At 66.4% G+C, this 21,827-nt stretch carries 23 protein-coding genes; 15 read left to right on the forward strand and 8 right to left on the reverse strand.

Going from position 1 to position 21,827, the window contains the following annotated elements:
• Positions 1–4 precede the first annotated feature (4 nt).
• Positions 5–583 (reverse strand): carboxymuconolactone decarboxylase family protein, encoded by a 579-nt coding sequence (locus tag AC5Y5O_RS01460; RefSeq protein WP_096284443.1) that lies wholly within the window; start codon positions 581–583, stop codon positions 5–7.
• Positions 580–2,004, reverse strand: a complete 1,425-nt coding sequence (gene ramB, locus AC5Y5O_RS01465; RefSeq protein ID WP_096284445.1) for an acetate metabolism transcriptional regulator RamB — start codon at positions 2,002–2,004, stop codon at positions 580–582. The genes AC5Y5O_RS01460 and ramB overlap by 4 nt, the downstream gene beginning before the upstream one ends.
• 163 nt (positions 2,005–2,167) lie before the next feature.
• On the opposite strand from ramB, the gene AC5Y5O_RS01470 reads away from it, so the two are divergent.
• The 4 genes from AC5Y5O_RS01470 to AC5Y5O_RS01485 all read left to right on the forward strand — a co-directional run bounded on the left by AC5Y5O_RS01470 (position 2,168) and on the right by AC5Y5O_RS01485 (position 6,610).
• Complete coding sequence (locus AC5Y5O_RS01470; protein WP_096284447.1) at positions 2,168–2,962, forward strand: acyl-[acyl-carrier-protein] thioesterase; 795 nt, start codon at positions 2,168–2,170, stop codon at positions 2,960–2,962.
• 263 nt (positions 2,963–3,225) lie between these two features.
• Positions 3,226–4,512, forward strand: a complete 1,287-nt coding sequence (aceA, locus tag AC5Y5O_RS01475; protein WP_096284449.1) for an isocitrate lyase — start codon at positions 3,226–3,228, stop codon at positions 4,510–4,512.
• A gap of 265 nt (positions 4,513–4,777) precedes the next feature.
• Positions 4,778–5,641: a 3-hydroxybutyryl-CoA dehydrogenase gene (locus AC5Y5O_RS01480; protein ID WP_096284451.1), complete on the forward strand. Its 864-nt coding sequence runs from the start codon at positions 4,778–4,780 to the stop codon at positions 5,639–5,641.
• Between the two features lie 108 nt (positions 5,642–5,749).
• A complete protein-coding gene (locus tag AC5Y5O_RS01485) occupies positions 5,750–6,610 on the forward strand; it encodes a cyclopropane mycolic acid synthase family methyltransferase (RefSeq protein WP_500023407.1) in 861 nt (286 codons plus the stop codon).
• Between the two features lie 50 nt (positions 6,611–6,660).
• Here the strand turns inward: AC5Y5O_RS01485 and pcaA are convergent, their stop codons facing one another.
• Positions 6,661–7,524: a cyclopropane mycolic acid synthase PcaA gene (gene pcaA, locus AC5Y5O_RS01490; protein WP_096284455.1), complete on the reverse strand. Its 864-nt coding sequence runs from the start codon at positions 7,522–7,524 to the stop codon at positions 6,661–6,663.
• A gap of 179 nt (positions 7,525–7,703) precedes the next feature.
• Positions 7,704–8,405, reverse strand: coding sequence for a TetR/AcrR family transcriptional regulator (locus AC5Y5O_RS01495; RefSeq protein ID WP_096284457.1), 702 nt, complete (start codon positions 8,403–8,405; stop codon positions 7,704–7,706).
• 136 nt (positions 8,406–8,541) lie between these two features.
• On the opposite strand from AC5Y5O_RS01495, the gene AC5Y5O_RS01500 reads away from it, so the two are divergent.
• From AC5Y5O_RS01500 to deoC, 6 genes are all read left to right on the forward strand, one after another.
• Positions 8,542–9,909 carry a DUF445 domain-containing protein gene (locus AC5Y5O_RS01500; protein WP_165796292.1) on the forward strand — a complete coding sequence of 456 codons (1,368 nt, stop codon included), beginning with the start codon at positions 8,542–8,544 and terminating at the stop codon, positions 9,907–9,909.
• 86 nt (positions 9,910–9,995) lie between these two features.
• On the forward strand, positions 9,996–10,403 hold the full coding sequence (locus AC5Y5O_RS01505) for a helix-turn-helix domain-containing protein (protein WP_096284459.1): 408 nt from the start codon (positions 9,996–9,998) through the stop codon (positions 10,401–10,403).
• A 312-nt stretch (positions 10,404–10,715) separates the two neighbouring features.
• The gene (locus AC5Y5O_RS01510; RefSeq protein WP_096290847.1) at positions 10,716–11,324 is read left to right on the forward strand and encodes a heparin-binding hemagglutinin; all 609 of its coding nucleotides are present in this window, start codon (positions 10,716–10,718) and stop codon (positions 11,322–11,324) included.
• 73 nt (positions 11,325–11,397) lie between these two features.
• Positions 11,398–11,685, forward strand: a complete 288-nt coding sequence (locus AC5Y5O_RS01515) for a DUF2516 family protein (protein ID WP_207768449.1) — start codon at positions 11,398–11,400, stop codon at positions 11,683–11,685.
• Positions 11,686–11,689: 4 nt separating this feature from the next.
• Positions 11,690–12,121, forward strand: a complete 432-nt coding sequence (locus AC5Y5O_RS01520; RefSeq protein WP_096284461.1) for a DUF2599 domain-containing protein — start codon at positions 11,690–11,692, stop codon at positions 12,119–12,121.
• Positions 12,121–12,786, forward strand: a complete 666-nt coding sequence (gene deoC, locus AC5Y5O_RS01525) for a deoxyribose-phosphate aldolase (RefSeq protein ID WP_096284463.1) — start codon at positions 12,121–12,123, stop codon at positions 12,784–12,786. The genes AC5Y5O_RS01520 and deoC overlap by 1 nt, the downstream gene beginning before the upstream one ends.
• 61 nt (positions 12,787–12,847) lie before the next feature.
• Here the strand turns inward: deoC and AC5Y5O_RS01530 are convergent, their stop codons facing one another.
• Genes AC5Y5O_RS01530 through AC5Y5O_RS01540 form a run of 3 tightly spaced genes read right to left on the reverse strand, consistent with a single transcriptional unit; the run spans position 12,848 to position 15,186 of the window.
• Positions 12,848–13,804, reverse strand: coding sequence for an LmeA family phospholipid-binding protein (locus tag AC5Y5O_RS01530; RefSeq protein ID WP_096284465.1), 957 nt, complete (start codon positions 13,802–13,804; stop codon positions 12,848–12,850).
• Positions 13,801–14,643, reverse strand: coding sequence for a carbon-nitrogen hydrolase family protein (locus AC5Y5O_RS01535; protein WP_096284467.1), 843 nt, complete (start codon positions 14,641–14,643; stop codon positions 13,801–13,803). Before AC5Y5O_RS01535 ends, AC5Y5O_RS01530 begins: the two co-directional genes overlap by 4 nt.
• A 21-nt stretch (positions 14,644–14,664) precedes the next feature.
• Entirely contained in the window at positions 14,665–15,186 is a 522-nt protein-coding gene (locus tag AC5Y5O_RS01540; RefSeq protein WP_500023412.1) for a DUF2505 domain-containing protein, read from the reverse strand.
• 26 nt (positions 15,187–15,212) lie between these two features.
• On the opposite strand from AC5Y5O_RS01540, the gene AC5Y5O_RS01545 reads away from it, so the two are divergent.
• Together AC5Y5O_RS01545 and AC5Y5O_RS01550 are read left to right on the forward strand one after the other, a co-directional pair.
• Complete coding sequence (locus AC5Y5O_RS01545) at positions 15,213–16,286, forward strand: UDP-N-acetylmuramate dehydrogenase (protein WP_096284471.1); 1,074 nt, start codon at positions 15,213–15,215, stop codon at positions 16,284–16,286.
• A 39-nt stretch (positions 16,287–16,325) separates the two neighbouring features.
• On the forward strand, positions 16,326–17,711 hold the full coding sequence (locus AC5Y5O_RS01550) for a L,D-transpeptidase (protein WP_500023415.1): 1,386 nt from the start codon (positions 16,326–16,328) through the stop codon (positions 17,709–17,711).
• Here the strand turns inward: AC5Y5O_RS01550 and AC5Y5O_RS01555 are convergent.
• Positions 17,683–18,444, reverse strand: a complete 762-nt coding sequence (locus AC5Y5O_RS01555) for an SDR family oxidoreductase (RefSeq protein WP_096284475.1) — start codon at positions 18,442–18,444, stop codon at positions 17,683–17,685. The two genes, AC5Y5O_RS01550 and AC5Y5O_RS01555, sit on opposite strands and share 29 nt — an antisense overlap.
• Before the next feature lie 177 nt (positions 18,445–18,621).
• On the opposite strand from AC5Y5O_RS01555, the gene AC5Y5O_RS01560 reads away from it, so the two are divergent.
• Genes AC5Y5O_RS01560 through AC5Y5O_RS01570 form a run of 3 tightly spaced genes read left to right on the forward strand, consistent with a single transcriptional unit; the run spans position 18,622 to position 21,818 of the window.
• On the forward strand, positions 18,622–19,929 hold the full coding sequence (locus AC5Y5O_RS01560; protein ID WP_096284477.1) for an ROK family protein: 1,308 nt from the start codon (positions 18,622–18,624) through the stop codon (positions 19,927–19,929).
• A 48-nt stretch (positions 19,930–19,977) separates the two neighbouring features.
• Positions 19,978–21,312 carry a D-inositol-3-phosphate glycosyltransferase gene (mshA, locus tag AC5Y5O_RS01565; protein ID WP_165796293.1) on the forward strand — a complete coding sequence of 445 codons (1,335 nt, stop codon included), beginning with the start codon at positions 19,978–19,980 and terminating at the stop codon, positions 21,310–21,312.
• Positions 21,309–21,818: a type III secretion system chaperone family protein gene (locus AC5Y5O_RS01570; RefSeq protein ID WP_500023418.1), complete on the forward strand. Its 510-nt coding sequence runs from the start codon at positions 21,309–21,311 to the stop codon at positions 21,816–21,818. The genes mshA and AC5Y5O_RS01570 overlap by 4 nt, the downstream gene beginning before the upstream one ends.
• Positions 21,819–21,827: the final 9 nt, after the last annotated feature.

Raw genomic sequence — 21,827 nt, forward strand, 5'->3', positions numbered from 1 at the left:
GGCACTATCTCGGGTTGTCCAACTCGATGTTCAAGGCGGATATCGTCGCGGCCAGCCCATCGTATTGCGTTGCGAGCAAGCAGAATTCGATGAGCCGGTGTCGGTCGAGGTGCATCGCGAGTTGTCGCCAGGTGTCCTCGCTGATGGACCGGTTCTTGATCAGCTCATCGGTCGCGTTCAGCAGCGCCTGTTGCCGCGCGCTCAGTATCACCCGGGGCCCGTCGCCGTCCGGAGCGTCGGGCCACGCGAAGATCGTCTCCTGCATGTGAGCGTCCAGACCGAATCGGCGTGCCATCTTCCGATGATGCTGCAGCTCGTATTCGCTCGAGCGCAGATGCGCGACGCGCAGGATCACCAATTCGGTGTCCACCCGGGGCAACCGGCCGCGCAACAGCCGGCCGCCGTAGAGCGACCATGCCCAGAACAAACCTTGGCGCTGACCGAGGGTGGTGAACAGATGCATCTCGGGTGCCTGCAATTTGCGGGCAGCGCCTTTGGCCAGCAGCCAGTTGATCGGGCCCAGCCGGCGAAACTTGGTGGACGACGGGATGCGGGCGACGGGGCCGGTCTGCGTGTCGCTCATGGCTGTTTCACCAGGTACGGCGACACCGTGCTGCGGTGCTCGTCGAGATCGAGGGCGCGGCCCAACGCGGGGAAGGCTCGCTGTGGACAGTTATCGCGTTCGCAGACACGGCAACCCGCGCCGATGGGTGTGGCTGAACGGCCTGGGTCTCCGGACAAGTCCAGTCCTTCCGAGTAGACGAGCCGGTGCGCGTGCCGCAGCTCGCAGCCCAGCCCGATCGCGAAGGTTTTACCCGGCTGACCATACCGGGCAGCACGGCGCTCCACGGTGCGGGCCACCCACATGTAGTTGCGTCCGTCGGGCATCTGGGCGATCTGCACCAGGATCTTGCCCGGGTTGGCAAACGTCTCGTAGACGTTCCACAGCGGGCAGGTGCCGCCGCTGGAGGAGAAGTGAAAACCGGTGGCGGACTGGCGCTTCGACATGTTGCCGGCGCGATCCACCCGGACGAACGAGAACGGCACTCCCCGCATCGACGGCCGTTGCATCGTGGAGAGCCGGTGCGCGATGGTTTCGTAGCTCACCGAGTAGAACGCCGACAGGCGCTCGACGTCGTAGCGGAAATTCTCGGTGACGTCGTGGAATTGGCGGTAGGGCAGCACCGCGGCGGCGGCGAAGTAATTGGCCAGCCCCAGCCGGGCCAGCGTGTGGGACTCGTCGCTGGTGAATTTGCCCTCGGCGACCATGCTGTCGATCAGGTCGCCGAATTCGAGGTAGGCCAGCTCGGCGGCCATCTTGAAGACCTGCTGGCCCAGCGACAGGTGATTGCTCATCTCCAGCGTCTTGGTCTTGGGCTCGTAGCGGTGCAGGACCGTGTCGCCCAGGTCGATGCGCCTGTTGATGTGGACGCCGTGCACCTCGGTGAGCCGCCGGGTCAATTCGCGGGCCAGGTCGCCGTGGTTCAGCCGGGTGTGGACCGTCAGGTCTTCGGCCGCGGTGTCCAGCTCGTGCAGGTAGTTCTGCCGTTGGTAGAAGTAGTCGCGCACCTCCTCGTGCGGCATCGTGATGGATCCGCTGCCGCTGCCGTCGGAGTAGCGCTCCTCGGTGGCGGCGGCCAGCTGGGCGGTGGTGAGCCGGTAGCGCCGGTGCAGGTTGACCACCGCGCGGGCCAGGGCCGGGTGGGCGTTGACCATCTCGGCGACCTCGGGTGCGTCGACGTTGATGTCCAGATCGCGATCCATGGTCACCTCGCGCAACTCGGCGACCAGGCGGGTGTCGTCCTGGGAGGCGAAGAAGGTCGCGTCCACGCCGAACACCTCGGTGATCCGCAGCAGTACGGCCACCGTGAGGGGGCGGACGTCGTGCTCGATCTGGTTGAGGTAGCTCGGCGAGATCTCGAGCAGTTGGGCCAGCGCGGCCTGTGAGAACCCGCGCTCGTTGCGCAGCTGGCGAACGCGCGACCCGACGAACGTTTTGGACATTATGCCAGCTTACCCGGGTTGCGAAGAATGGATTTGCAGACTTGGCAACCACGAATCCGCGTCGTCAGGTTTGGCGTTTGTCCGCGCTCGTTGGCATGATTCGCCTCGGGGTCTCGGGTAAACCCCCGGGATTCCGCACGTGAGGCAATTGGGGAGCGAAGTCGTGAGCCTGGACAAATCAATGATGCCGGTGCCCGACGGTCACCCCGACGTGTTCGACCGGGAGTGGCCGCTGCGAGTCGGCGACATCGACCGCACCGGACGGCTGCGGTTGGACGCCGCCTGCCGGCACATTCAGGACATCGGCCAGGACCAGCTGCGCGAGATGGGCTTTGAGGAGACCCATCCGCTGTGGATCGTCCGGCGCACGATGCTCGATTTATTGCGGCCGATCGAGTTCCAGGACATGCTGCGCTGCCGGCGCTGGTGTTCGGGCACCTCCAACCGGTGGTGCGAGATGCGGGTCCGGGTGGACGGACGCAAGGGCGGCCTGATCGAATCCGAGGCCTTCTGGATCAACATCAACCGGGAAACCCAGATGCCGTCGCGCATCTCCGACGACTTCCTCGAGGGATTGCACAAGACCACGTCCGTCGACCGGTTGCGGTGGAAGGGCTACCTGAAGCCGGGCAGCCGCGACGACGCGGCCGAGATCCACGAGTTCCCGATCCGGGTCACCGACATCGATCTGTTCGACCACGTCAACAACTCGGTCTATTGGAGCGTCATCGAGGACTACCTGGCGTCGCATGTGGACTTGATGCGGGAGCCGCTGCGCATCACGATCGAGCACGAGGCGCCGGTGGCGCTGGGCGACAAGCTGGAGATCATCTCGCACATTCATCCGGCCGGATCGACCGAGCAGTTCGGCGCCGGACTCGTCGACCGCCCTGTTAGAACGCTCACATATGCGGTCGGAGACGAGACGAAAGCGGTCGCTTCGCTCTTCAATCTCTAACCGGACAAGCGTCCTGGTAAATCGCTGGCTGACCTGCGGATACCGGTTACTGACGGGTAGCTTCTGTAACGGTTCAGTTGCCGTACATCTTTGCAAACTTTGCAAAATGGGCGCGGAGTCGTGGCCAAAATTGGCAATGAAAATGGGTGGACCAGCATCAACAGCCTGTGCCATGGTCGTGTTAGCACACGAGCGAAGTTGAGCCTTAATCATCGCAAGACGCGCGGTCCGGCTCAGAATTCAGAATCAAAGGAGTAAGCCCAATGTCTGTTGTTGGCACCCCGAAGAGCGCCGAGCAGATCCAGCACGACTGGGACACCAACCCCCGTTGGAAGGACACCAGCCGCACCTACACCGCTGAGGACGTGGTGGCCCTGCAGGGCAGCGTCGTCGAGGAGCACACCCTGGCCCGTCGCGGCGCCGAGGTGCTCTGGGAGCAGCTGCACGACCTGGAGTACATCAACGCCCTGGGCGCCCTGACCGGCAACATGGCCGTGCAGCAGGTGCGCGCCGGCCTGAAGGCCATCTACCTGTCCGGTTGGCAGGTCGCCGGTGACGCGAACCTGTCCGGCCACACTTACCCCGACCAGAGCCTGTACCCGGCCAACTCCGTGCCGCAGGTCATCCGTCGCATCAACAACGCGCTGCTGCGCGCCGATGAGATCGCCAAGGTCGAAGGCGACCGGTCGGTGGAGAACTGGCTGGCCCCGATCGTCGCCGACGGCGAGGCCGGTTTCGGTGGCGCTCTCAACGTGTACGAGCTTCAGAAGGCGATGATCGCCGCAGGCGTCGCGGGGTCGCACTGGGAAGATCAGCTGGCTTCGGAGAAGAAGTGCGGCCACCTCGGTGGCAAGGTGCTGATCCCGACTCAGCAGCACATCCGCACCCTGACCTCGGCGCGTCTGGCCGCCGACGTCGCCGGTGTGCCGACGGTCGTGATCGCCCGTACCGACGCCGAGGCGGCCACCCTGATCACCTCGGATGTCGACGAGCGCGACCAGCCGTTCATCACTGGTGAGCGGACCAAGGAAGGCTTCTACCGCGTCCGCAACGGCCTGGAGCCGTGCATCGCGCGGGCCAAGGCCTACGCGCCGTACTCGGACCTGATCTGGATGGAGACCGGGACCCCGGACCTCGAGCTCGCGGCCAAGTTCGCTGAGGGCGTCAAGTCCGAGTTCCCCGACCAGATGCTGGCCTACAACTGCTCGCCTTCCTTCAACTGGAAGAAGCACCTGGACGACTCCACCATCGCGAAGTTCCAAAAAGAGCTTGGCGCAATGGGATTCAAGTTCCAGTTCATCACGCTGGCCGGCTTCCACGCACTGAACTACTCGATGTTCGATCTGGCCTACGGCTACGCCCGCAACCAGATGAGCGCCTACGTCGAGCTGCAGGAGCGCGAGTTCGCCGCCGAGGAGCGCGGCTACACCGCGACCAAGCACCAGCGCGAGGTCGGTGCCGGTTACTTCGACCGCATCGCCACCACGGTGGACCCGACGTCGTCGACCACCGCGCTGACCGGCTCGACCGAAGAGGGTCAGTTTCACTGAGTCTGAGCGGGCGTAAGTCCGCGAGGAGGAAGTGAAACCGGCAGGTTAAGTCACTGAGTCTGAGCGGGCGTAAGTCCGCGAGGAGGAAGTGAAACCGGCAGGTTAAGTCACTGAGTCTGAGCGGGCGTAAGTCCGCGAGGAGGAAGTGAAACCGGCAGGTGAAGTCACTGATCTCGGCCTAACCAGGGCTGAAGTAGCATAGGCCCCGCCCGGCGATCCTGGGCGGGGCCTATTGCGGTCTAGACCATACGACTGGAGAAACGCAGTGAGCGACAAAGGAATTCAGCGGGTTGGGGTTGTCGGGGCCGGCCAGATGGGGTCAGGAATCGCCGAGGTCTCGGTCCGCGCCGGCGTCGCGGTCACGGTGTACGAGACCACCGAGGCGCTGATCACCGCGGGCCGGAACCGCATCGTGAAATCGCTGGAGCGTGGCGTCAGCGCCGGCAAGGTGACCGAGCGCGAACGTGACCGCGCCCTGAGCCAGCTCACCTTCACCACCGACCTGAGCGACCTCGCCGACCGTCAGCTGGTCATCGAGGCGATCATCGAGGACGACGCCGTCAAGGCCGAGGTTTTCGCCAAACTCGACGAGGTGATCACCGATCCCGACGCGGTGCTGGCCTCGAACACCTCGAGCATTCCGATCATGAAGATCGCGGCCGCCACCAAGAACCCTCAGCGGGTGCTCGGCCTGCACTTCTTCAATCCGGTGCCGGTGCTGCCGCTCGTCGAATTGGTGAGCACCCTGGTTACCGACGAAGCCGCCGCCGCGCGCACCGAGGAGTTCGCCAGTTCGGTGCTGGGCAAGCAGGTGGTGCGCTGTTCGGACCGGTCTGGCTTCGTGGTGAATGCCCTGTTGGTGCCCTACCTGCTGTCGGCCGTCCGGATGGTCGAGGCGGGATTCGCCACCGTCGAGGATGTGGACAAGGCGGTCGTCGCCGGCCTGTCGCACCCGATGGGTCCGCTACGGCTGTCGGATCTTGTCGGCTTGGACACACTCAAACTGATCGCCGACAAGATGTTCGAAGAATTCAAAGAACCGCACTACGGCCCGCCGCCGCTGCTGCTGCGCATGGTGGAGGCGGGCATGTTGGGCAAGAAATCGGGTCAGGGTTTCTACACGTACTGAGCCGAAAAGCGAAGTCATCCGCCGACTGTCGCATTGCGTCTTCAGAGCCATAAGCCAGCGTCAGGTATTATTTCCGCGGTCACCAACGCGAGAGGTATCTATCCCCCCATGACGCAGCTCAGGCCGTATTACGAAGAGTCGCAGTCCATCTACGACGTGTCGGACGAATTTTTCGCACTGTTCCTGGACCCGACGATGGGCTACACCTGCGCTTACTTCGAGCGTGACGACATGACGCTGGAAGAAGCCCAGAACGCGAAGTTCGATCTGGCGCTGGGCAAGCTGAACCTCGAGCCCGGGATGACCTTGCTCGACATCGGCTGCGGCTGGGGCGGAGCGCTGCAACGCGCCGTCGAGAAGTTCGACGTCAACGTCATCGGAATCACGCTCAGCCGCAACCAGTTCGAGTACAGCAGGAAGCGGATGGCCAAGGTCGCCACCGACCGCACCGTCGAGATTCGGTTGCAGGGCTGGGAAGAATTCGAGGACCGGGTCGACCGGATCGTCACGATCGGCGCGTTCGAAGCCTTCAAGTCGGAGCGATATCCCGCGTTCTTCGACCGTGCCTACAACATCCTGCCCGACGACGGCCGGATGTTACTTCACACAATTCTGGCTTACACACAGAAGCAGATGCACGAAAACGGCGTCAAATTGACGATGAACGACATCCGATTCATGAAGTTCATCGGCGAGGTGATTTTCCCAGGCGGACAGCTGCCGGCAGTGGAAGACCTGCTGAAGCTCGCACCCGACGCTGGATTCTCGGTCGAACAGGTGCACTTGCTGCAGCCGCATTACGCCCGGACCCTGAACATGTGGGCCGCCAACCTTGAGGCCAATAAGGACAAGGCGATCGAGATCCAGTCCGAAGAGATCTACGACCGGTACTTGCACTACTTGACGGGCTGCGAGAACTTCTTCCGCAAGGGCATCTGCAACGTCGGGCAATTCACCTGCGTGAAGTAGCTACCGACAGCAGTGGCGGGCCGGACTGATTCGGCCGGCCCGCTTTTCGTCTACTTCTCCAGCGTGAACTGGTCGACGTCGGTGTAGCCCTGACGGAACAGCTTGGCGCAGCCGGTCAGGTACTTCATGTAGCGGTCGTAGACCTTCTGCGACTGGATCTCGATCGCCGTGTCTTTGTTGGCTTCCAGCGCGGCCGCCCACATGTCCAGGGTGCGCGCGTAGTGCAGCTGCAGCGACTGGGTCCGGGTGAGACGAAAGCCGGCGTCGGCCGCGTGCTCTTCCACCAGCGCCGGCGTCGGCAGCCAGCCGCCGGGGAAAATCTCGGCCAGGATGAACTGCGTGAAGTGAACGACCTCGTGGGTCAGCGGCAGGCCTTTGGCCCTGGCTTCCTTGAACGAGGGGCGCACGATGGTGTGCAGCATCATCACGCCGTTGGCCGGCAGCACCGAGTAGGCCATCTCGAAAAAGCGGGCCCAGCGGGCGCGGCCGAAGTGCTCGAAAGCGCCGATCGAGACGATCCGGTCGACCGGCTCGTCGAACTTCTCCCAGCCCTCCAGCAGCACTCGCCGGGTCCGCGCGGTGTCGAGCTGGTCGAACGACTTCTGAACGTGCTCGGCCTGGTTCTCCGAGAGGGTCAGGCCCACGACGTTGACGTCGTATTTTTCGATGGCGCGCCGCAGCGTGGCGCCCCAGCCGCAGCCGATGTCCAGCAATGTCATGCCCGGCTCGAGTCCCAACTTCGACAGTGACAGGTCGATCTTGGCGAGCTGCGCCTCTTCCAGGGTCATGTCGTCACGCTCGAAGTACGCGCAGCTGTAGGTCTGGGACGGGTCCAGAAAAAGGCGGAAGAAGTCGTCAGACAGGTCGTAGTGCGCCTGCACGTTCCCGAAATGCGGCGTGAGCTGTACGGCCATAACGAAAGAAGCCTTTCTGTATCCCGGAGGCGGGGACGAAGTGGGGAATGCCCATCGGCCTCCGGTGCATGCCCTCTGCATGCTATCGGGTTGGGTCGGCGCAGTTCGTGCGCGCGGCCGTCACATAGGGTCACACGAGACGGCCGCAATTCACAAACGAATCGCACGCCAGGGGCGGTTTAGGGCTCCCGCGGTGGTGCGATCGGCGACGGATGCGGCTCCTCGCGGAACTTCTCCAGCGATCCGCCGACTTCGACAATTCCGCACAGGGCGTTCCAGCTGAGCATGGTCAAGTAGTCGATGAGTTCGTCTCGGGTCATCCGCGGATTAGACATCCACGAGTGTGTGGCCAACTGCACACCGCCGACGATCAGGTAGGACCATGGTTCCGCGCCGCCGGTGTCGATCCCGGCCTGCAGCATGCGCCGGCGCATCAGCACCGCGATCATGCGCGCGATGATCCGCTCGGAGTCGGCGATCACTTTGCTCTTGCTGGCCGAGCTGTTGGCCATCACGAACCGGTAGGGCTCGGGTTCGTTCGCCACGGTGTCGACGTAGACGCGGATGACCTCGCGGGTCAGGTCCAGGCCGTCGAGATTGGATGTCAGCGCGGCGGCCATGTTCGGAATCAGCGTGGTCTGCGCGAAGCGCATCATCACCGCGGTCGTGAGGTCGTTCTTGTCGACGAAGTAGCGATACAGAACAGTCTTGGAAACCCCGATCTCGGCAGCGATCTCGTCCATGCTGAGGTAGCGGCCGTGTCGGCGGATCGCGTCGATCGTGCCGTCAACCAGCTCGTTACGGCGTTCCACCTTGTGCTGGTGCCAACGCCGCTTACGACCGTCCGTCTTCACGATTACAGCCGGGATTTCCTCTGCCACTGTCGACGATTCCCATTCACTAGACGCTCTCGATACTACGGCGTGGGGGCCTGTTTGGCGGACGGGACGCCCGGTGTGAGGGGCTCCACCGGCGGTGTCCCAACACGAACTCGCCGCAGCGAGACATGATGGTGGGGTGTCACATAGAGCCGAGGGGTCGAATCCGGCCGCAACGCGGCCGGAGCCGACCACGCCCACGGCCGCGGCGGGCCGGACTCGTACGTCCTTCGCCGAGTCGTTCGCCGGCGCCGATCCCGAGGCGGACGCGCAGCGCCGGGTGGCGCTTCGCCGGATGAAATTGGTGGCACTGAGCTTCCTGGTCGGTGCCACGGTGGTATTTCTGGCCTGCCGATGGGCACAGGCGCACGGCGGTGCGGGCGCCTGGGTCGGTTACGTCGGCGCGGCCGCCGAGGCCGGCATGGTGGGTGCGCTGGCGGACTGGTTTGCGGTGACCGCGTTGTTCAAACACCCGTTGGGCATCCCGATCCCGCACACCGCGATCATCAAGCGGAAGAAGGACCAGCTCGGCGAGGGCCTGGGCACCTTCGTGCGGGAAAACTTCCTGTCGCCCGAGGTGGTCGAAACCAAGCTGCTCGACGCCGAGGTGCCGGGCCGGCTCGGCAAGTGGCTATCGGAGCGTGCGCATGCCGAGCGGGTGGCCAGCGAGGCCGCGACGGTGCTCCGGGTTCTGGTCGAGTTGCTGCGCGACGAGGACGTCCAGCAGGTGATCGACCGGATGATCGTGCGGCGCATCGCCGAACCGCAGTGGGGGCCGCCGGTGGGCCGGGTGCTGGCGACGCTGCTCGCCGAGAACCGGCAGGAAGCCCTGATCCAATTGCTCGCGGACCGGGCCTTTCAGTGGTCGCTGAATGCGGGCGAGATCATCCAGCGGGTGGTCGAGCGTGATTCGCCGACCTGGTCGCCGCGATTCATCGACCATCTCGTCGGCGATCGCATCCACCGCGAGCTGATGGACTTCACCGACAAGGTGCGCCGCAATCCGGACCACGAGCTGCGCCGGTCGGCGACCCGCTTCCTGTTCGAGTTCGCCGACGATCTGCAAAACGACCCGGACACCATCGCGCGCGCCGACGCGATCAAAGACCAGCTGATGGCCCGCGACGAAATCGCCAACGCGGCCGCGACGGCGTGGAAGACGCTGAAGCGGCTGGTGCTCGAGGGCGTCGACGATCCCTCCAGTGCGTTGCGGACCCGCATCGCGGACAGCGTCGTGCGCATCGGGGAGTCGCTGCGCGACGACGCCGAGCTGCGCGACAAGGTCGATGGCTGGATCGTGCGGGCGGCTCAGCATCTGGTCTCGCAGTACGGGGTCGAGATCACCGCGATCATCACCGACACGATCGAACGCTGGGATGCCGAGGAAGCGAGCCGGCGCATCGAGCTGCACGTGGGCCGTGACCTGCAGTTCATCCGGATCAACGGCACCGTGGTCGGATCGCTGGCCGGGCTGGTGATCTACACCATCGCGCAGCTCTTTTTCTAGGGGTGCTAACTACTGCTTGCAAATGCAAGCACATGTCCGTACGCTCGTTGCTGTCAAGGTCAGTCATCGGACCGTAGGAGCACGCAATGCCACCGGAGGAGACGCTCTCCGCCAAGGTGTCGACAGCGGCTTCCGACATCGGCAGCTTCATCAGAAGCCAGCGCGAACTCGCGCAGGTTTCGGTACGACAACTTGCCGAGCTGGCCGGTGTCAGCAATCCCTATCTGAGCCAGGTTGAGCGCGGACTGCGCAAACCTTCTGCCGACGTGCTGAGTCAGATCGCGAAAGCGCTGCGGGTTTCCGCCGAGGTCCTCTACGTGCGGGCCGGGATCCTGGAGCCGAGCGACAAGAGCCAAGTGCGTGACGCGGTCATCACCGACACGGCGATCACCGAGCGTCAGAAGCAGATTCTGCTCGAGATCTATACCTCATTTGCCCAGCAAAACGAATCGATCCACGAGGAGTGTTCGCCCGAACCCGACAACCACGAGTGAGGTAGCCCGGCCCGGGCCGGCTCAGCTGCGACAACGCCTGAGCACGAGTTGGTGACGTATCGCCCAACGGCCGCCGGGTTACCCAGAAGGGAAGGATGCACCGATTCCCACTTACTCCGCGGCGCGACGCTGCGCCGACACCCACTCGATCGTCAACCCGACCCGACCAACCAGGAGGTTTATCGGCAAGTCGCGTGCCAGGTCAATCCGCGGGTCTTGACCACTCCACGCACCAGGAGCCGACGCTTGCCTCGACTTCCATACCAAACACTCCAACCCTGAGAACGACAACGAACCATGAAAGGAAACACCATGGCTGAAAACACGAACATCGAAGAATTGCGGGCGCCGTTGCTGGCGGCCCTGGGCGCGGCAGACCTGGCCCTGGCCACCGTGAACGAGCTCATCGGCAGCCTGCGTGACCGCGCCGAGGACACCCGCACCGACACCCGCAGCCGGGTCGAGGAGAGCCGCGCTCGCATCGCCAAGCTGCAGGAAGACCTGCCCGAACAGTTCACCGAGCTGCGTGAGCGCTTCACCCCGGAGGAACTGCGTAAGGCCGCCGAGGGCTACCTGGACGCCGCGACCAACCGCTACAACGAGCTGGTCGAGCGCGGCGAGGCTGCGCTGCAGCGGCTGCGCAGCCAGCGGCCGTTCGAGGAGACCCAGGCGCGCGCCGAGGGCTACGTCGACCAGGCCGTCGAGCTGACCCAGGAAGCGCTGGGCACCGTGGCCAACCAGACCCGCGCGGTCGGCGAGCGGGCCGCCAAGCTGGTCGGCATCGAGCTGCCCAAGAAGGCCGAGTCGGCGACCAAGGCAGTGGCGAAGAAGGCTCCGGCCAAGAAGGCGCCGGCCAAGAAGGCTCCGGCCAAGAAGGCTCCGGCGAAGAAGGCTCCCGCCAAGAAGGTCACCCAGAAGTAGTTTCGGATACCGAGTTGCCCTTCGGGGCAACTCGGATTCGACGTTTACGACGCTGCCCGCATACCCTTGAGTCGTGAATCATGCTGTGGGTACCGTCATGTTGGTCTTGCAGATCGGCGTCCTGGTGATGTCGGTGTACGCATTCATTCATGCGGCGATGCAGCGACCCGATGCTTACACCGCTGCGGATAAGCTGACCAAGCCGGTATGGCTGGTGATCCTGGGCCTGGCCGTTGCGTTGACATCGATCCTGAGCTTCGTTTTCGGCGTGCTCGGCATGGCGATCTCCGCCTGCGCGGCGGGTGTCTACCTGGTCGACGTGCGGCCCAAACTTCTCGAAATCCAGGGCAAGTCGCGCTGACTCGGTGAAGGCCGTGCTGGCCGCGGGCTTCGCGCTGCTGGTCTGGGTGCCCACCGGGCCCGTTACGGGCACCGCCCGGGCCGATCCCGGCACCGGTGCGGTCAACCCCAACCCGCCGTTTGTCGGTCACACCGAGTGGACGCAGTCGGGGCGGCTGGCCAGCTTGCGGGTCTTTCCGACGCCATCGGGGCGGCTGGCCTCCCGCGAGCCCAACAACCCAGGTGCGGCCGACGAGGCCTGGGCCGAGGTGTTGGCGATGGCACCGAACGCCGATACCCCCGGCATGCATGCCCAATTCATCTGCCATTGGCAATTCGCCGAATTGGCGCAACCCGGCAAGACGAGCTGGAACCTCGAACCGTGGCGGCCCGTCGTCGACGACGCCGAGATGGCCGCGTCCGGCTGTAATCCCGGCGGCCCGGAGGAGCCCAACTGATGATGCGTCGAGAACAGCTCGCGGCACTCGTCGACCACACGCTGCTCAAACCCGAGGCCACCGGCGCCGACGTGGTCGCGCTGCTGGCCGAAGCCGCGGACCTGGCCGTCTACGCGGTGTGCGTATCACCGTCGATGGTCCCGGTCGCCGCGGCGGCCGGTGGGGTCCGCGTCGCGACGGTGGCCGGCTTTCCGTCCGGCAAGCACGTCTCGTCGATCAAGGCGCAGGAGGCCGCCCAGGCGGTGGCATCCGGGGCGAGTGAAGTCGACATGGTCATCGACATCGGCGCCGCGCTGGCCGGCGAGCTGGACGCGGTACGTTCCGACATCGCGGCGGTGCGCGCGGCCATACCCGACGCCGTTCTCAAGGTGATCGTGGAATCGGCTGTGCTGCTGGGTGATTCGGACGGGCGCACGCTGACCGACGTGTGCCGGGCAGCCGAAGAGGCCGGCGCGGACTTCGTCAAGACCTCGACCGGGTTTCACCCCGCGGGCGGCGCGTCGGTGCGGGCCGTCGCGCTGATGGCCGAGGCCGTCGGCGGTCGCCTGGGGGTCAAGGCCAGCGGCGGCATTCGCACCGCGGCCGACGCGGTCGCGATGCTGGACGCCGGGGCGACCAGGCTCGGCCTATCCGGGACACGGGCCGTCCTCGACGGACTCGGCTGACGCCGGCCCCTAGCGGCGGCCCCGCGGCGTGCCAGGGCGGCAATACCCAGCCGGGCAAGCCCTAGATGTTGGCGAAGCAGGAATCGTTGTTTTCACCGGCCGGGATCGTGGCGTTCTGGGTCGAGAAATGGCTCGTCACGCCGGTCGGGGTCACTTGCACGCTGTCCGCGTGAATACCCAGCGGGTAGTCGGCGGTCAGCTTCGCGGTGTACGCGTCGAGGGTGGACTGGACGCTTTCGCGAGGCAGCGTGAAGCCCAGCGCGTTGAAGCTCTGAATCTGCAGCTGAATCCCCTTGCCGGACACCACAGGCTTGGTCGTGATGTTGTCCAGCATTCCCTTCAGTTCGATGGTGCCGTCGGCGGGATGGGTAGTCACGCTGTTGGTGACAAACGGGCCCAGCACCGGGACCGCGTTCTGCACCGAATCCTTGATGCCGTCACTGGTCCAGGTGATGGTCGCATCGAGCGATCCGATGGTGCCCTTGGACGACGACGTCCGGTCCAGCTTGACGTCTTTGATGACGATGTCGATCTTCATGCCCTTGGCATCGCGGATCTGGTTGCCGGCCGTCGACACCGAGATGTTGGTGAAGTGCTGCGTCGCGAGCTGCCACAGCAGCAGCGGCGCGACTCCGAACGACGCCGTGGCCTGGTCTTGGACCTCGCAGGCCACCGCCTCGGCGACCTTGGTGTCGGCCACGTGGCGGGCGTAGAGCTCGCCGCCGATCAGCCCCGCGAGCAGCAGCGACACCACGATGACGCAGATCAGAACGATGGACAGCGGGTCACGAAATCTCTTCTTCTTTGCCGGCGGCTCGGGCTGCTCGCTGGGCCGGCTGACCCGCTCGGTGGGGCTCAGCGGTGGCAGCGGCGGCGGCGCATAGCTGGCCTGCTGCGTGTCCGCCCCGGCCGGATAGTGCTGCTCGGTCGGGGCGGAGGTCGGGCCGAACGGACCGTGATCCTCGCTGGCCCCCCACGTGGACGGGCCCTCGTGCGGTGGTCCTTGCGGGTTCGTCACCCAACCGATTCTGCCCTATCGCTACGAGCAAAGTCGGACTGGTTGCGCAGCACCGCGATGCTTTCGCGAGCCTTCGCGACCAAGGCGGTGTCGATGTCGGCCAGTACCAGTTGTGGGTCGGGACCGGCCGAGGCGACCACCTCGCCCAGCGGCGAGGCCACCAGGCTGCCGCCGACGCCGGTCGGGGCGCCCGCGGAAGATCCCGAGCCCGCCAGTGTGGCAGCGGGATCGGCTTGGCCGGCCGCGGCGACGTAGCTCATCGAGTCCAGCGCGCGGGCGCGGGCCAGCAAGGTCCACTGTGCAAGCTTTCCCGGACCCGAGCCCCAGGACGCGCAGACCGCGATGAGCTGGGCGCCGCGCCGGGCCAGTTCGGTGTAGAGCTCGGGGAAGCGGATGTCGTAGCAAACGGTCAACCCCACCCCGACGCCGTCGACGGTGATCACCACCGGTTCCCGGCCTGGGGCGACGGTGCGCGACTCGGTGAAGCCGAACGCGTCGTAGAGATGGATCTTGTCGTAGTAGGCGTCCGGCTGATTCGGTGTGCCGGGCCCGGCCGCGATCAGCGTGTTCGTCACGCGCCCGTCGCCGGCCGGGGTGAACATACCGGCGATCACCGTGACGGCGGACGCGGTCGCGATCTGCCGCACCCCGTCGGCCCACGGCCCGTCGACCGGCTCGGCGATCGGTGCCAGCGGGACGCCGAACCGGCACATGGTCGCTTCGGGAAACACCACCAGCGTCGCGCCGGCGTCGGCGGCCCGGGCGGTGTAGTCGCGCACCTGTTCCAGATTGGCCGCCGGATCGCTGCCACTCAGCATTTGCGCCAACGCGATTCGCATGGCCGCCAGCTTAGAAGCGAATCACGCGTTGTTGGTGATCCATTCGGTGGTGAAGCGCTGCTCCCTGCTCACCAGATCGGCCAGATGCGTGCCGATGATGTTCTCCACCTTGCCGCCGATCAGCGGAATCCGGACGTGGATGCTGACCCGGAACGTCAGGCGTGCGCCGCCGCGGTCAATCGGCGACAGTTCGGCGGTGCCCAGGACGTTCACCGGGGTGTCCACGATCGAGCCCTTGATGGACGCCGTGGCGACGCCGTCGGTGACCGGCCCCCACGTCTCCTCGCGTCTGAAGAACAGATCGCCCCGGTGCAACTGGGTGACCATCGCGGGCAGGTTATGGCTGTGCACTTCCTGCAGCGTCACCACTTCGATGGTGCCGTCGTCGCCGGATTCCCCTCCCAAGCGGATCGACTCCAGCCGCGCCTCGTCGACCGGAATGTCGGCCAGCCTGGCCCGCCAGTAGTCGGGCTCGGCGAACGCCCGGTGCAGGTCTTCGACGCTGTCCTGATAGTCGGCGGACAAGTCGAATGAGCGGGGCATAGCAGGTCAGGCTACCGTTACGGGCCGTGACCGGATCGATCTTCGCTGGTGCGCGCGTCGCTGAGGCGGTGCCGCTGGCGCCGCTGACCACGTTGCGCGTCGGACCGGTCGCGCAACGCCTGATCACCTGCACCAGCAGCGAACAGGTTGTCGGCGTGCTGGACGAGTTGGACGGCGCACGTGACGGGCCGGTGCTGGTGTTCTCCGGCGGCTCCAATCTGGTGATCGCCGACGACCTGACGGACCTGACCGCCGTGCACCTGGCCACCCGCGGGATCACCGTGGACGGCCACCTGCTGCGCGCCGAGGCCGGGGCGGTGTGGGACGACGTGGTCGTCGCGGCGATCGAGGGCGGGCTGGGCGGCCTCGAGTGCCTGTCCGGCATACCGGGATCGGCGGGAGCCACGCCGGTGCAAAACGTCGGCGCCTACGGCGCGGAGGTGTCCGACACCATCACCCGGGTGCGGGTGCTGGATCGCGGCAGCGGTGCGGTGCGCTGGATACCCGGCGACGAGCTGGCCTTCGGCTATCGCACCAGCATGTTCAAGCGGGCCGGTCAGCAGGTGCCTGGCGTGGTGCTGGAAGTGGAGTTCGCACTGGACGATTCGGGCCGCAGCGCGCCCTTGCGCTACGGCGAGCTCACCGCGGCGCTGAATGCGGCCAGCGGTGAGCGTGCGGACCCGCGCGCGGTACGCGAGGCGGTGCTGGCCCTGCGTGCGCGCAAGGGCATGGTGCTCGACGCCGCCGATTACGACACCTGGAGCGTGGGTTCGTTCTTCACCAACCCCGTCGTCGCGCCGCAGTTCTATGAGTCGCTGGCCGGGCGCACCGACGGGCCGGTGCCCAACTACCCGGCGCCCGACGGCGTCAAGCTGGCCGCCGCGTGGCTGGTGGAGCACGCGGGCTTCGGCAAGGGCTATCCCGGCGACCCGGCCGCGCCCTGCCGGTTGTCCACCAAGCACGCGCTTGCTCTGACCAATCGGGGCAACGCCACCACAGCGGATGTGATCACCCTGGCGCGAACCATTCGCGACGGGGTCCGTGACGTGTTTGGCATCACACTGGAACCCGAACCGGTGCTGCTCGGCTGCCGCCTTTAGCTGTGGATTCGGTGTGTCTGTAGGCTTTCGCGACTCGTCGTGGCGCAAGCGGTGTCGGTACTGCCGGTATCTTTTATTGTCGTGAGCACATCCCCCGAACAGCCGCCGATCAATCGGCGGCTGGCGTTGGCAGCCCTTGGGCTGGGTGTGTTCGCGCCGAGCGTGCTGGCCGCCTGTAGCGGCCCCGCGGCCAAGCAAGCGCAGAAGAACAAGGAGCAGTCGGCGCCGAGTCTGAAATACCAGCCCGCCTTGGACAACCAGGGGGCCGCTGCCGATGTGGTTCCCATCGCGCCGGTCAGCGTCATGGTCAGCGACGGCTGGTTCCAGAAGGTGGCGTTGACGAATTCGGCCGGCAAGGTCGTTGCCGGAGCGTTCAACTCCGACCGCACCGTCTACACGACCACCGAGCCGTTGGGCTATGACACCAGCTATAGCTGGAGCGGCTCGGTCGTCGGCCACGACGGCAAGACCGTGCCCGTGACGGGCAAATTAACCACCGTCGCGCCCAGCAAGAAGATTGACGGCGGATTCCAGTTGGCCGACGGCCAGACGGTCGGCGTCGCCGCGCCGATCATCATCCAGTTCGACGCGCCGATCAGCGACAAGGCCGCCGTCGAACGGGCACTGACCATCACCACCAACCCGCCCGTCGAGGGCAGCTGGGCCTGGCTGCCCGACGAGCAGCAGGGCGCGCGCATCCACTACCGGCCGCGCGAGTACTACCCGGCGGGCACCACCATCAACGTCGACGCCAAGTTCTACGGCCTGCCGTTCGGCGACGGCGCCTACGGCCTGCAGGACATGTCTTTGAAGATCCAGATCGGCCGCAAGCAGGTCGTCAAGGCGGAGGTGTCGTCGCACCGCATCCAGGTCGTCACCGACGCGGGCGTGATCATGGACTTCCCGTGCAGCTACGGCGAGGCCGACAAGGCGCGCAACGTCACCCGCAACGGCATCCACGTGGTGACCGAGAAGTACGCGGACTTCTACATGTCCAACCCCGCGGCCGGCTACAGCCACGTACACGAACGCTGGGCGGTGCGGATCTCCAACAACGGCGAGTTCATTCACGCCAACCCGATGAGCGCTGGCGCACAAGGCAACACGAACGTCACCAACGGCTGCATCAACCTGTCGACCGAGGACGCCGCGGAGTACTACCCGACCGCGATGTACGGCGACCCGGTCGAGGTGACCGGCAGCTCGATCCAGTTGTCCTACTCCGACGGCGACATCTGGGACTGGGCCGTCGATTGGGACACCTGGGTGGCCATGTCGGCTCTACCACCGCCCAATGCGCACCCGCCGGCCAGTCAGATCCCCGTCACCGCGCCGGTCACGCCGTCGACGGCGCCGAGTCTGTCGGGGACGCCGACCACCACGACCACGACGACGACTACGTCCTCGCCTGGCCCTGGCGGTTAAACCGCATCGCATTGGCCTGATCGCGTGGCTTGAGCACGATCAGGTCCAGGTCGACGTGGGACGGCCGTGACGCCACGAACCCGATCACCTCGGCCACGTCGGCCGCCGTCAGCGGTGTGATGCCGGCGTAGACCGAGTCCGCGCGTTCCTGATCGCCGTCGAATCGCACCAGTGAGAACTCGGTTTCCACTGCGCCCGGCGCGATTTCGGTGAGCCGCACCGGCTTGCCCAGCAGTTCACCGCGCAGCGTGCGGTGCACCGCGCCCTGGGCGTGCTTGGCCGCGGTGTAGCCGGCACCGCCGTCGTAGACCTCGAGCGCGGCCACCGAGGTGACGGTGACGATCAGGCCGTCGCCGGAGTCGATCAGCTTGGGCAGCAGTGCGCGGGTGACCCGCAGCGTCCCAAGCACGTTGGTCTCCCACATCCAGCGCCAGTGCTCGAGGTCGGCGTCGGCGACGGGCGCCAATCCGCGAGCGCCGCCGGCGTTGTTGACCAATACATCGACCCGGCCCAGTTTGCTGGCGAGCGCGGCTACTGCCGCGTCGTCTGTGACGTCAGCCACAATTGCGGTGCCGGCTATCTCTTTCGCGAGGGCGGTTATCCGGTCCTCGCGCCTTGCCACAGCGACGACGTGAAACCCAAGGGCGGCAAGGGTTTTGGCTGTTGCTTCGCCGATCCCGGAACTGGCACCGGTCACTACCGCAACCCGTTGATGCGCGTTATTTGAACTCACTGAGCCAACTCTAATAAACGTGCTAAATTCCTGAGGTGCACCACAGCGCCCTGTTCAACAACACTGCCGCGTGTCTTTGCGCGGCATGTGCGTGTTGTTGCCGCGCACTTTGCCGCGCCTGAACCCAAAACAGGTTGTGGCCAAGACCGGCCATTGGAACTCGGACAAAGGACGCTCGTGCGCTCGACTTCTCTCACCCACACCCATCATTCGCCCAGCCGTGCGGGCCACCTGCGGCTGCACCGCCAGATCCTGCCGCCGTCGCTGCACATCTCCGACTCGGCCGCGGCCTCGGTGTTCCGGGCGGTCCGGCTGCGCGGCCCGGTCGGCCGCGACGTCATCGCCGGGGTCACCTCGCTGAGCATCGCGACGGTGAACCGGCAGGTCATCGCCCTGCTCGACGCGGGCCTGCTGCGGGAACGCGCAGACCTGGCCGTCTCCGGAGCCATCGGACGCCCACGGGTTCCGGTGGAGATCAACCACGAACCGTTCGTGGCGCTGGGCATCCACATCGGTGCGCGGACCACCAGCATCGTGGCCACCGACCTGTTCGGCCGCACGCTGGACACGGTGGAAACGCCGACGCCGCTGAGCCCGCCGGCCGCCGCTCTGACGTCGCTGGCCGAAAGCGCCACCCGCTATCTGAGGCGCTGGCACCGCCGGCGGCCGTTGTGGGTCGGGGTCGCCATCGGTGGCACTGTCGACGGCGCCACCGGCCACGTCGACCACCCGCGGCTGGGCTGGCGGCAAGCGCCCGTCGGGCCGGTGCTGGCCGACGCGCTGAGCCTGCCGGTGTCGGTGGCTTCGCACGTGGACGCGATGGCCGGCGCCGAGCTGCTGCTGGGTATGCGGCGGTTCGCGCCGAGCTCGCCGACCAGCCTGTACGTCTACGCCCGCGAAACCGTGGGCTACGCGCTGGTGATCGGCGGACGGGTGCACTGCCCGTCGAGCGGTCCGGGCACGATCGCGGGCCTGCCCGCGCACTCCGAGTTGCTCGGCGGCACCGGGCAGCTGGAGTCCACGGTCAGCGACGAGGCCGTGCTTGCCGCGGCTCGCCGGCTGCGCATCCTGCCCCCGGCCCCGGCTGGGCGCGCCAACGGACCCGCCGCTGGCATCACCGATCTGCTGCGTCTGGCCCGGGCCGGCAACCAGCCGGCCAAGGACCTGCTCGCGGAGCGCGCCCGAGTCCTGGGTGAGGCGGTCGCGCTGCTGCGCGACTTGCTCAACCCCGACGAACTGGTGGTCGGCGGCCAGGCATTCACCGAGTATCCCGAGGCGATGGAGCAGGTGGAGGTGGCATTCGCCGAGCGTTCGGTGTTGCCGCCGCGGGATATCCGCGTCACGGCCTTCGGTAACCGCGTGCAAGAGGCCGGGGCGGGCATCGTGTCCCTGGGCGGGCTCTACGCCGACCCGCTGGGCGCGATGCGCCGCGCCGGGGTGATCGGCTCCCGGATCCCGGAAGCCGTCGACGAGTCGTCCGCCTAACGCGAACGCCTTAGGCCGGTGGCCGGACCGTGCTGTAAAGATGAAGGAGTGCGGCACGACGACGTCCTCCTGCGCAGCGATCCGCGCCGGGTCGCGCTGTTGGCAGTGCACACCTCGCCCCTGGCTCAACCGGGTACCGGTGATGCCGGCGGGATGAACGTGTACGTGCTACAAAGTGCGTTGCATCTGGCCCGGCGGGGCATCGAGGTGGAGATCTTCACCCGGGCCACCGCGTCGGCCGATCCGCCGGTCGTTGAGGTTGAGCCCGGCGTGCTGGTGCGTAACGTCGTGGCCGGGCCGTTCGAGGGCTTGGACAAATACGACCTGCCCACCCAGCTGTGTGCGTTCGCGGCCGGGGTGCTGCGTGCCGAGGCGTCGCATGAGCCCGGTTACTACGACATCGTGCACTCGCACTACTGGCTGTCCGGACAGGTCGGCTGGCTGGCGCGCGACCGTTGGGCGGTGCCGCTGGTGCACACCGCGCACACCCTGGCCGCGGTGAAGAACGCCGCACTGGCCGCCGGAGACAGGCCTGAGCCGCCGCTGCGCACGGTGGGGGAGCAGCAGGTCGTCGATGAGGCGGACCGGCTGATCGTCAACACCGAAGACGAAGCGCGGCAATTGGTTTCGATCCACCATGCCGTCCCCGAGCGGATCGACGTGGTCCATCCCGGCGTCGACCTGGAGGTGTTCCATCCGGGCGAACGCCGGGCGGCCCGTGCCGCGCTGGGGCTTGGGCTCGACGAACAGATCGTGGTGTTCGTCGGACGAATCCAGCCGCTGAAGGCGCCCGACATCGTGCTGCGGGCAGCGGCGAAACTGCCGGGGGTGCGCATCGTGGTGGCCGGCGGCCCTTCGGGCAGTGGTCTGGCCACCCCGGACGGACTGGTTCGCCTGGCCGACGAACTCGGGATCAGCGATCGGGTGACTTTTCTGCCGCCGCAGTCCCGGCCGAACTTGGCGACCCTGTTCCAGGCCGCGAATCTTGTTGCGGTGCCCAGCTATTCGGAGTCTTTCGGCTTGGTCGCCGTCGAGGCGCAGGCGTGCGGCACGCCGGTGGTGGCGGCAGCGGTCGGCGGGCTGCCGGTCGCGGTGCGCGACGGTGTCACCGGCTCGCTGGTGCCAGGGCATGACGTCGACGACTGGGCCCGCGCACTCGACGAGCTGCTGCGCCTGGACGGCACGGCGCGGGGCGCGGCGATGAGCCGGGCCGCGGCCGCGCACGCGGCGACGTTCTCGTGGGAGCACACCACCGACGCGTTGCTGGCCAGCTATCGGCGCGCCATCGGCGATTTCACCGCCGCACGGCAGCGCCGGGTGCGCGACCGGGTGGCGGCGCGTAAACCGCGTCGCTGGACGCCGCGTCGCGGGGTTGGCGCATGACCCCGTCGGTGCAGCAGGTGATCGAGCGTGCGCTCGATGCCAGCGAGCTGACGTACTCGAAACATGAAGGCGCACATGGCGGTTTGCCGGGTCTGGTGGTGGAGTTGCCCGGCGAGCGCAGGCTCAAGACCAACACGATCCTGAGCATCGGCGAGCACTCGGTGCGCATCGAGGCGTTCGTGTGCCGCAAGCCCGACGAGAACCACGAGGGCGTGTACCGGTTCCTGCTCAAGCGCAACCGCCGGCTGTACGGAGTCGCCTACACGCTGGACAACGTCGGCGACATCTACCTGGTCGGCCGGATGTCGCTGGCCTCGGTGGATGCCGACGAGATCGACCGGGTGCTCGGGCAAGTGCTCGAAGCGGTGGATTCGGACTTCAATACGTTGCTGGAGTTGGGTTTTCGCTCGTCGATCCAGAAGGAATGGGATTGGCGGGTATCGCGGGGCGAATCGTTGAAGAATCTGGAGGCGTTCGCCCACCTGATCGACGACGAAGACGGCTAGCCCAGCTCG

It is taken from the genome of Mycobacterium sp. NGS40 (assembly GCF_059812735.1).

Bases quoted from the DNA above. Each gene is read 5' to 3' on its own strand.
- AC5Y5O_RS01570 (WP_500023418.1), top strand. From the start codon at position 21,309: ATGACCCCGTCGGTGCAGCAGGTGATCGAGCGTGCGCTCGATGCCAGC.
- AC5Y5O_RS01535 (WP_096284467.1), bottom strand. From the start codon at position 14,643: ATGCGAATCGCGTTGGCGCAAATGCTGAGTGGCAGCGATCCGGCGGCC.
- deoC (WP_096284463.1), top strand. From the start codon at position 12,121: ATGATGCGTCGAGAACAGCTCGCGGCACTCGTCGACCACACGCTGCTC.
- ramB (WP_096284445.1), bottom strand. From the start codon at position 2,004: ATGTCCAAAACGTTCGTCGGGTCGCGCGTTCGCCAGCTGCGCAACGAG.
- AC5Y5O_RS01460 (WP_096284443.1), bottom strand. From the start codon at position 583: ATGAGCGACACGCAGACCGGCCCCGTCGCCCGCATCCCGTCGTCCACC.
- AC5Y5O_RS01510 (WP_096290847.1), top strand. From the start codon at position 10,716: ATGGCTGAAAACACGAACATCGAAGAATTGCGGGCGCCGTTGCTGGCG.
- AC5Y5O_RS01505 (WP_096284459.1), top strand. From the start codon at position 9,996: ATGCCACCGGAGGAGACGCTCTCCGCCAAGGTGTCGACAGCGGCTTCC.
- AC5Y5O_RS01485 (WP_500023407.1), top strand. From the start codon at position 5,750: ATGACGCAGCTCAGGCCGTATTACGAAGAGTCGCAGTCCATCTACGAC.
- AC5Y5O_RS01540 (WP_500023412.1), bottom strand. From the start codon at position 15,186: ATGCCCCGCTCATTCGACTTGTCCGCCGACTATCAGGACAGCGTCGAA.
- pcaA (WP_096284455.1), bottom strand. From the start codon at position 7,524: ATGGCCGTACAGCTCACGCCGCATTTCGGGAACGTGCAGGCGCACTAC.
- aceA (WP_096284449.1), top strand. From the start codon at position 3,226: ATGTCTGTTGTTGGCACCCCGAAGAGCGCCGAGCAGATCCAGCACGAC.